The sequence below is a fragment of the Acidovorax sp. genome (genome assembly GCF_046341535.1).
GTDB lineage: Bacteria > Pseudomonadota > Gammaproteobacteria > Burkholderiales > Burkholderiaceae_C > Acidovorax.
The window spans coordinates 1-9792 of the sequence record NZ_JBKDRI010000194.1 but is presented as its reverse complement, the minus strand read 5'-3'; the positions used below and the strand labels follow the sequence as shown (position 1 = coordinate 9792).

At 66.1% G+C, this 9792-nt stretch carries 7 protein-coding genes; 1 reads left to right on the top strand and 6 read right to left on the bottom strand.

Annotation, left to right across the window (positions count from 1 at the left end):
- Nucleotides 1–446 precede the first annotated feature (446 nt).
- The 5 genes from gshA to ACK543_RS14440 form a co-directional block, all read right to left on the bottom strand.
- Complete coding sequence (gene gshA, locus ACK543_RS14460; protein ID WP_409943531.1) at nucleotides 447–1742, bottom strand: glutamate--cysteine ligase; 1296 nt, start codon at nucleotides 1740–1742, stop codon at nucleotides 447–449.
- Nucleotides 1743–1851: 109 nt separating this feature from the next.
- Nucleotides 1852–3318, bottom strand: a complete 1467-nt coding sequence (locus ACK543_RS14455) for a TrkH family potassium uptake protein (RefSeq protein ID WP_409943530.1) — start codon at nucleotides 3316–3318, stop codon at nucleotides 1852–1854.
- A gap of 20 nt (nucleotides 3319–3338) precedes the next feature.
- Complete coding sequence (gene trkA / locus ACK543_RS14450) at nucleotides 3339–4808, bottom strand: Trk system potassium transporter TrkA (protein WP_409943529.1); 1470 nt, start codon at nucleotides 4806–4808, stop codon at nucleotides 3339–3341.
- Nucleotides 4809–4984: 176 nt separating this feature from the next.
- A complete protein-coding gene (locus ACK543_RS14445; RefSeq protein ID WP_409943528.1) occupies nucleotides 4985–6265 on the bottom strand; it encodes a glutamate-5-semialdehyde dehydrogenase in 1281 nt (426 codons plus the stop codon).
- 111 nt (nucleotides 6266–6376) lie between these two features.
- On the bottom strand, nucleotides 6377–7918 hold the full coding sequence (locus ACK543_RS14440) for a phosphoethanolamine transferase (protein WP_409943527.1): 1542 nt from the start codon (nucleotides 7916–7918) through the stop codon (nucleotides 6377–6379).
- A gap of 314 nt (nucleotides 7919–8232) precedes the next feature.
- On the opposite strand from ACK543_RS14440, the gene ACK543_RS14435 reads away from it, so the two are divergent.
- On the top strand, nucleotides 8233–8514 hold the full coding sequence (locus ACK543_RS14435; RefSeq protein ID WP_409943526.1) for a hypothetical protein: 282 nt from the start codon (nucleotides 8233–8235) through the stop codon (nucleotides 8512–8514).
- A 68-nt stretch (nucleotides 8515–8582) separates the two neighbouring features.
- On the opposite strand, the gene holA is transcribed toward ACK543_RS14435, so the two are convergent.
- Nucleotides 8583–9638 (bottom strand): DNA polymerase III subunit delta, encoded by a 1056-nt coding sequence (holA, locus tag ACK543_RS14430; RefSeq protein WP_409943525.1) that lies wholly within the window; start codon nucleotides 9636–9638, stop codon nucleotides 8583–8585.
- Between the last annotated feature and the right edge of the window lie 154 nt (nucleotides 9639–9792).

The window sequence follows — 9792 nt, the reverse complement described above, 5'->3', positions numbered from 1 at the left end:
AGGAATCAGCGGCTCCACCCGCTGCCAAAAATCATCGGTCACTACCCATGAGTCCACTCGCTTCTTGGTCGTCAAAGTCTTGCCTTACGCCGCGTCAACTACGGCTCAGGGAGATAGTTTACTATTTACGGATAAACTCTTGGTATTGGCATCCGCGGGCCAACGTGGCATGCCGCCGCCAGGGAAGCTCTGCAAAACCCTCGCGAGGATGCGCAGGTGCGGATCGGGATAGGCCACAAGGCGCTTTTTGCAGCCAATAGCCTGGCTATTGGCAAGAAAAGCAACGCCGTGGACCGCCCGAGGCCGCGCTGTCACATACCGCAGGGAGTTATGCAGGACATCCCCAGGTCTCAACCGGCGTTGCTTTCACACAGCAACGGTGTGCAATGTCTCGCAGCCGCAGGCCTACCACCCGCGCCAACAGCTCCTGTGGGGCTTCGTGGGGCTCAGTCGTATGTCTCGGCGTCGGGGTCGGTGGCTTCCAGTTCGTAGCTGGCGGCCAGCATGGCCAGCCGGGCGACCACGCCGTACATGTAAAAGCGATTGGGCGCGCTCACTCCCGGCCGCATTCCGGGCTGTGGCATGTGCGTGCTGTGCTCGAACGCCAGGGGCACGAAGCTGGCGCCTGGGGCATTGAGGTTTTCGTCCACGCCGCGCTCGGCATGCATGCGATAAAAACCGCCCACCACGTAGCGATCCATCATGTAGACCACGGGCTCGGCCACGGCCTCGTGCACACGCTCCTGGGTCAGCACGCCCTCCTGGATGATGAGGTCGCTCACCGGCTGGCCGTCCTTGATGATGGCCATCTTGTTCTTGGTCTTGCGGTTGACTGCATCGAGCTCTTTGGCGTCGCGCACGGTCATGATGCCCATGCCGTAGGTGCCGTTGTTGGCCTTCACGACGACAAACGGCTTTTCGTTGATGCCGTATTCCTTGTACTTGCGGCGTACCTTGGTCAGCTGGGCATCTACGGCTGTCTGCAGCGCGTCCATGCCCTCGCCGCTGGCAAAGTTCACGCCGTCGCAATGGCTGTACAGCGGATTGATGAGCCAGGGGTCAATGCCCAGCATCTTGCCCATGCGCTTGGCCACCTCTTCATAGTTTTTGAAGTGGGTGGTCTTTTTGCGCACGCTCCAGCCCGCATGCAGCGGTGGCAGCAGGTACTGCTCGTGGATGTCTTCCAGAATGCCTGGCGCGCCAGCGGTCAGGTCGTTGTTGAGCAAGATGGTGCAGGGGTCGAAGTCCTTGAGGCCCAGGCGGCGCTTGGTGCGCACCACAGGCTCGAGCGTGATCGATTCGCCATTGGGCAGCTCGATCAGGGTGGACTTCTTGATCTCGGGGCTGATGGAGCCCACGCGCACGTTCAGCCCGGCCATGTTGAAGATGCGCTGCAGCTGCACCACGTTGGCCAGGTAGAAGGTGTTGCGCGTGTGGTTCTCGGGGATGATCAGCAGGTTGCGCGCCTCGGGGCAGATCTTCTCGATCGCGGCCATGGCGGCCTGCACGGCCAGGGGCAGCATTTCCTGGGTCAGGTTGTTCCAGCCGCCCGGAAACAGGTTGGTGTCCACCGGGGCCAGCTTGAAGCCTGCGTTGCGGATGTCTACCGATGTGTAGAACGGGGGGGTGTGCTCCATCCACTCCAGCCGGAACCAGCGCTCGATGGCGGGCATGGAGTCCAGGATGCGCTGTTCAAGCTCGTTGATGGGCCCGGTCAGGGCCGTGATGAGATGCGGAACCATGGAAAGCCCTCGGGGTTCGGATTGCGATGGATTGTAGGGATGTGGGGCCCGGCGGCCATTTCGCAAGCCGTTGCCCTTGGGACGGGCCCCGCCGGCCCCGCGCCCCGTCTCAGCGACGCCAGAAGGCCGGGGTCAGGATGGCCATGAAGCTCAGAACTTCCAGCCGGCCCAGCAGCATGGCCAGGGTGCAGATCCACAGCTGAAAGTCGGTCAGCACGGCATAGTTGGACGCCGGACCCACCAGGCCCAGCCCGGGCCCGGCACAGTTGGCGCTGGCCAGCACCACCGAGAACGCGGTCACCGGGTCCAGGTCGGTCAACAGCAGCACCATGCTCAGCCCGATGATGGTGGCGCCATACACCAGCATGAAGGCCATCACCGAGAAAATCACCCGGTTGTCCACCACCGCATCGCCCAGCCGCACGGGCTGCACGGCGCGCGGATGCACCAGGCGCGTCATCTCGCGGCGGGCCTGCTTGACCAGGATGAGCACGCGCACCATCTTGATGCCACAGCCGGTGGAGCCCGCGCTGGTGGCCACGCCCGACAGCAGCAGCATCAGCACCGGGGCAAACACCGGCCACGCCAGGTAGTCCAGCGTGGCATAGCCCGTGGTGCTGGCCAGCGAGATGGTATTGAACATGCCATGACGCAGTGCGTCCAGCAGCCCATACACGCCCTTGGCCCACAGCAGCAGCGACACCACCAGCCCACCGACGACGAGCGTGCCCAGCGTGGCGCGCAGCTCCGGGTCGCGCCAGAAGCCGCGCCAGTCGCCCTTGCGCATGGCCACGAAGTACAGGGCAAAGTTGCAGCTGGCCACCAGCATGAAGGCCATGGCAATGGCTTCGAGCAGCGGCGACTGGAACTTGCCAAAGCTCGCGTCGTACGGCGACAAGCCGCCCAGGCTCACGGTGGTGAACATGTGCATGACCGCATCCGGCAGCGACATGCCGCCCGCCCAGTAGGCGGCCGCGCAGGCCAGCGAGAACATCGCGTACACGCCCCACAGCCCCTTGGCGGTGCCGGTCATGCGCGGGGTGAGCTTGGCGTCTTTCACCGGCCCGGCCGCCTCGGCCTTGAAGAGCTGGCTGCCGCCCACGCCCAGCAGGGGCAGCACGGCCACGGCCAGGATCAGGATGCCCATGCCACCCAGCCACTGCAAAAAGGTGCGCCACAGGTTGACCGACAGGGGCAGCGCGTCCAGCCCGCTCATCACCGTGGAGCCCGTGGTGGTCAGGCCCGACACGGCCTCGAAATAGGCATGCGTGAACGTCATCGGACGGCCCAGGTAGTGCCCTGCCAGCATCAGCGGCAGCGAGGCCGACAGCGGCAGCAGCAGCCAGACCAGCGACACCAGCATGACGCCGTGGCGCGGTTGCAGCTCGCGGCGAAAGACGCGAAAGCTCCACCACAGCCACGCACCCACCGACACGGTAGCGCCCATCGACAGCAGGTATACGAACCAGATGCCGTCGCGCGTCCACCACGACACTGCCATGGGCAGCAACAGGGTCGAGGCGAAGATCATCACCAGCATGCCCAGCACGCGCAAAACGGGAAACATGTCCACCATGGCGGTTTCTTTGGGAGGCGTCAGAAAAAGGTGGCGCTCACGCGAAAGAGCTTTTCCACCTCGCGCACCAGGCGCTTGTGCGGCAGGAAAAACACCACATGGTCATTGCTTTGCAGCACGGTGGAGCTGCGCGGGATGATGACCTCGGGCGGTGGTGGCGCGGCCTCGCTTGCCTGGGCCGCGTCGGTCGTCTGCGCATCCGGCAGGCCCCGCACGATGAGGCCGATGTGCACATCGCGCGGCAGGGGCAGTTCGCTGACCTTGCGGCCCACCACGCGCGATGTCTTGCGGTCGCCGCGCACCACGATCTCCAGCGCCTCGGCCACGCCCCGGCGCAGGCTGTGCACGGCCTGCACATCACCCTGGCGCACGTAGGCCAGCAACTCGCCCAGCATGGCCTGCGCGGGCGACAGCGCAATGTCGATCTCGGTGCCGTGCATCAGCTCGGCATAGCTGCGGCGGTTGATGAGCGCCAGCACACGCGTGGCTCCCATACGCTTGGCCAGCAGGCTGGACATGATGTTGTCCTCATCATCGTCCGTGAGGGCCAGGAACAGATCCAGCTCCTCCACGCCTTCGTCGCCCAGCAGGTCTTCGTCGGTGGTGTCGCCCTGCAACACCATCACGTCGGGCGGCAACTGCGAGGCCAGCTCCACGCAGCGCTGCGGGTCTTCCTCAATGATCTTGACGTGAAAGCGCCCCGCCTGCTGACCGAGCTGGTGCGCCAGGCGCAGGCCCACATGGCCGCCACCGGCAATCATGATGCGGCGCACCGGTGGCGTGCTGCGGCCATCCTGCCGGTGCAGGGTGGACAGCACCTGGGCAATGTTTTCCTGCGCGGCCAGCACGAACACCTCGTCCCCGGGCTCGATGCGCGTGTCGCCCGAGCAGGCCACAAAACGGTCGGGCACATCCGGAAAGCGCCGGTAGATGGCCACCAGCCGCATGGCCACATCGGGCGTGATCTCGCGCAGTTCGGCAATGGTGTGGCTGACCATGGGCGCGCCCTGCCGCGCCCGCACCGACACCAGGCAGGCGCGCCCCCCGGCAAATTCACGCACCTGCATGGCCTCGGGGTAGTCGATGAGCTTGCCGATGTAGCGCGTGAGCGATTCTTCAGGGCAGATGATGCGGTCCACCGCAAAGCCCTCGAGGCCTGCCAGTTGCGCCTCGGCCTTGAAACCGTTGGAGCGCACGCGCGCAATGCGGGTGGGGATGTTGAACATCAGCTGCGCGATCTTGCAGCACACCAGGTTGGTTTCGTCCTGCGCGGCGCAAGCGATCAGCAGATCGGTATCGTGCGCGCCCGCCTCGCCCAGTACGGCAGGGTCGATGCCGCTGCCCACCACGCCGCGCAGGTCAAAACGCGATTCGAGGTCGCGCAGGCGGGCCGCGTCGGTGTCGATGACGGTGATGTCGTTGTGCTCGGACACCAGGCTGTCGGCCACGCTCTGGCCCACACGCCCCGCACCCAGGATGATGATCTTCATGCGCCGCCCCCGAAGGCCCGTAATTTACTATCAATTTGATAGCTACAAGCACAACAAAAACGTGCGCAAGTGGCCAATTTTTCCTTCAAACGCCTCTGCATCACTGCCTGCGGGCTGCGCTGGCGCGGGCTCGCGAGGGTGATGCACAGCTTGCTTGAATCCGCTGGGTGGCCGCTTCAGGCGCGCACCTCGCCGTCGCCCAGCACCACATATTTGAGCGAGGTCAGGCCCTCGATGCCCACCGGCCCGCGTGCGTGGAATTTGTCGGTGCTGATGCCGATCTCGGCCCCCAGCCCGTACTCGAAGCCGTCGGCAAAGCGGGTGCTGGTGTTCACCATCACGCTGGCGGAGTCCACCTCGCGCAGGAACTGCTGGGCGTGCATGTGGTCGCGCGTGAGGATGGCGTCGGTGTGGTGGCTGCCGTAGCGGTTGATGTGGGCAATGGCTTCATCCACACCGGCCACGATCTTCACGCTGATGATGGGGGCCAGGTATTCCTCGGTCCAGTCCTGTTCGGTGGCGGGCACCAGCGTGGCCCCAACCACCGATTGCAAGATTGCCAGCGACTCGGGGCAGCCGCGCATCTCCACGCCCTTGGCGGCATACACCGCGCCGATCCTGGGCAGAAAATCGGCCGCCACCGCACGCGCCACCAGCAGGCCTTCGCTGGCGTTGCAGGGGCTGTACTTGTGGGTCTTGGCGTTGTCGGCCACCTTCACCGCCATGGCGATGTCGCAGGGGTCGTCCACATAGGTGTGGCAGTTGCCGTCCAGGTGCTTGATGACGGGCACCTTCGCCTCGCGGCTGATGCGCTCGATCAGGCCCTTGCCGCCACGGGGGATGACCACATCCACAAACTGCGGCATGGCAATGAGCTGGCCCACGGCCTCGCGGTCGGTGGTCTGCACCAGTTGCACTGCGTCTTGCGGCAGACCGGCCTCGGCCAGCGCCTGCTGCACCAGCCTGGCCAGGGCGCGGTTGGAATCAATGGCCTCCGAACCCCCGCGCAAGATGCAGGCGTTGCCGCTCTTGATCGACAGCGACGCGGCCTCGATGGTCACGTTGGGGCGGCTTTCGTAGATCATGCCGAACACACCGATCGGCACGCGCATCTGCCCCACACGGATGCCGCTTTCCTGCTGCTTCATGCCGATGATCTCGCCAATGATGTCGGGCATGGCGGCAAGCTGCTCGCAGCCCTGGGCGCAGGTCTCCAGCACCTTGGGGCTGAGCTTCAAGCGATCGACCATGGGCTCGGCCAGGCCGGCGGCGCGGGCGCGCTCGAGGTCGCGGGCGTTGTCCACCTGCAGCGCGTCGGTGTGCGCGCGCAGCAGGCGCGCCAGGGCCAGCAAGGCTTTGTTTTTGATCGCTGCGGGCGCTTTGGCCATCAGCACAGAGGCTGTTTTTGCCTGCAAACCGAGCGTGTGCGTGTATTCAGCGACGTTGAGGGCGTTCATGGTGCAATTTTGCCGCAGTTACCCGCAGTCAATCTCCAAGCCGTTGCTGCGCCTGCTCCAGGCAAGCCACGCGGCGGTCAAAAAAAGGGGGCGACACACTGCCACGACCTGTCAGTCGGTGAACGACACCACCCCTGGTGCAAGCACGGGCGGTTGCCAGCGGTAGCGGGCGTGCAGCACGTTGCGCTCGGGCTGTGCGCCGGGCCAGTCGATGCGAAGCACATCGGCCAGCGTCCAGCCCGCCCAGTCGGTACGAAAAGGCGCATGCGCCATGGCGGCCGATACGGGCTGCTCCGTCTGGTTGCGCCACACAATGGCCGGAATCCGGTAGCCCGAGGCGGTGGTCGGGCTGTGCCCGGCGCGGTCGCTGCCGTGCCCCACCTCCTGGCCGTGGTCTGACAGGTACATCCACGCGCGGTACTCGCCCAACCGGGCACCCTGGCGGGTGAGCTGCAGCGTCTCGGACACCACGAAATCGTGGTACAGCAGGGCGGCATCGTACTCGTGGCGAAAGCGCCGCACCCAGGCGGGGCGGCCTTGACTCACGAGCTGGGTTTCCACAGCGTCCACGCCATCGTCAAACGGATTTTCGCCACTCGGAAACCGCAGCCGATAGTGCGGGTGTGCGCCCATCAAGTGCAGCACGATTAGCTTGCGCTCTGCAGAATCGTCGAGCGCCTCCTTGAGGCGATCAAGCAGCGCGCCATCCAGCGACGCCCCTGCGCGGCCCGGCGTGCGGTTGACCATGTCCACCACGTTGGCCAGACGGGCGTGCTCCTGCTCGATGGCCACGTCGTCGTGGTTGCTCATCCACCACACCTTGTAGCCCGCTGCCCGGGCCAGGGCAATGGCATGCAAGCCTTCATCGGCACCGACCGGGCTGCCGGTAGCCGCCGACACGGCCGCCGCATGCTGGCCAAACCCGAAGATGTTGCGCAGCGATGCGACTGTGCTCGCGTCCACCGACCATGCATTGCGCAGCACCACCATGTCGCCGCCCAGCAGGGCTTGCATCGACTGCAGCCGCGGCGTGGTGTCGCGCGCGTAGCCATACAGGCCCATGTTGTCGCGGTTGATGCTGTCGGTGACCACCAGCACCACGGTGGACGGGCCGGTGTGGCGCAGCACCGGCGCAGCGGCTCGCGCGCGATCCAGTACGGCATCACGCTGTGCCGCCTGGTCGCGCCAGCCCTGGCGCAGCGCGTGCACCGATTCACTCCACTGCGCCCAGAACGCCACCGGGTGCAGCTTGCGCCACGGTTTGCTGGCATAGCCCAGCACGCTGGGTAACAGCAGCACGCACACCAGCGCAGTGCCCCAGCGCGGCCATGGCGCTGAGACGCGCACGCCCTGGCGCGCACTGCGCCCCACCCGCCACAGGATTGCTGCCACCAGACCCGCACCCACCGCCAGCGCACGCCAGTGCATCGACGCGTACTCCGCCGCCTCGCGCGCTGTGGTGTTGGCAGCGGCGGCCAGCACCACCGCACTGTCAGGGGCGGCCCGGTATGCATCAAGCAGGTAGGCCCGCACCACCGCATCACCCGCAAACAGCAGCGCCCACCCGCAGACCACTGCGGCGCGCAGCCGATGCACCACCAGGCTGCGCACAGGCCACGCCAGCCATGCCAGCACCGGCAATGCCAGTGCCATGAGCTGCGCGATTCGCCGCCCGTCATGGCCCAATGCCACCAGCGCCAGCACGGCAGCGGCAGCCCAAGCGAACGAACGCAGGGATTGCCAAAGCGGCCGGGCAGACGCTGCTGTTGGCGGCGCGGAGGGCGTGGATGGGGAGTTCAGAGCGGGTTTTCAGGAAATCGCGCGGATTCTGACAGCGGCCCAGGCGCACGGCTACCGGTGCCCGCGCACAGCCTCAGCCCTGCTGGGGATTTGCCCGCAGTGCGCGCGGCTTGGCGCTGCAGTACGCTCACCGTCTGCCCAAGACCACCGCCGCCGCCCCCACCACCATGAACGAGCCCCTGCACCAGCTTGCGCTGATCGAATCCACCCTCGCCAGATTCCGCGAGCAGGCCTGCTCTGCCAGCGCCCTGGCCAACACCGCCCGCGCCCAGACCGCCCTGCTCGCCGCCCTGCCCCCGCGCTATGGCGAGGTGCTGCTGGGCCTGCTGGACCGGCTGGAATCGAGCGCGCTGTTTTCCGAAGAGAGTTGTTCGTTCAGCCAGAAGGATCTGGTGGCGAACTTGGGCATATGGGTGGACAAGGCGCGGGGGGCGGTGAGCGCCCTCTGAATTGCTATTACTTTAATAGCTACAAACGCTTTACAGACAAGCGCGATACGTGGTTTTAGTGTAGTTTTTCACCGCGCCGTCTGCGTCAACCGACACATCTGAAACGCCAGCCGCTGCAGCGCCTGCCACCCGTCGTGCGGCCAGTCGGGCTGCTTGAGGCCTTTGACGATGCCGTCCACGATGTGGGCCGATTGCAGCAGGCGCGCCAGGGCGGCGTCGCTGGCTTGGGGCAGGATGCGCTCGAACAGGCGCTCCTTGGGGGCCCAGATGCGGTGTTCGCGCAGGGCCATGGGCATGGGGCGGCCCGCGTTCATGGCGTCTTTCACGCGGTTTAAGGCCCGGATGTCTTCGGACAGCGCCCAGTGCACCAGCACCTCGGCCACGCCCTCGGCCTGCAGGCCATCGAGCATGCGCTGCACGCGGGCGGTGTGCCCGGCCAGCACCGATTCGGCGAGCTTGAACACGTCATACCGCGCCACGTTGAGCACGGCAGCCTCGACCTGGGCTTGCGTGAGTTCACCGGCCGGGTGCAGCAGCGCCAGCTTCTGGATCTCCTGGTGGGCGGCCAGCAGGTTGCCCTCCACACGGTCGGCAAAAAACTGCAGCGTGCGCTGGCCCTCCTCGCCGCCCACCACGCGCTGGCCCTGCGCGGCCAGGCGCTGGGCAATCCACTGGGGCAGCATGCCGCGCTCCACCGGGTCGATCTGGATGGAAACGCCGTTGGCCTCCAGTGCCGCAAACCAGGCACCGGTCTTGGTGGCCTTGTCCAGGCGGGGCAGCAGGACGAGCGTGAGCGTGCTGTCGTTGCCGCGGGCCGATTCGGCCACCTGCTGCAGGGCCACGCTGCCGTCCTTACCGGGCTTGCCCGATGGGATGCGGATTTCGACGATTTGCTTGTCGGCAAACAGGCTCAGGCTGCCCCCTGCGGCCAGCACCGCGCTCCAGTCAAAGTGGGCCCCTGCCACGGTGTAGCTGCTGCGCTCGGTGTAGCCCTGGGCGCGCGCCGTGGCGCGAATGGTGTCTGCGGCCTCCTGCTGCAGCAGGGGCTCATCGCCATGCAACACATACAGCGACGACAGGCCCCGCTGAAGGTGGTTTGAGAGTTGGGCCAAGGCGACTTGCATGGGCAAAGTTTATCCCCTGGGGTGGACCAGGCGGCGCGCCCGGTCTGCCAAAACGGCAGTCCGCCCCTGCACTTTGCTCCAAAGTGCGCCCGCATTGCGCGATTGGATGACCGACCGCTGCTGCCGCATTGCCGCAAAATCGTGCCAACCGCGC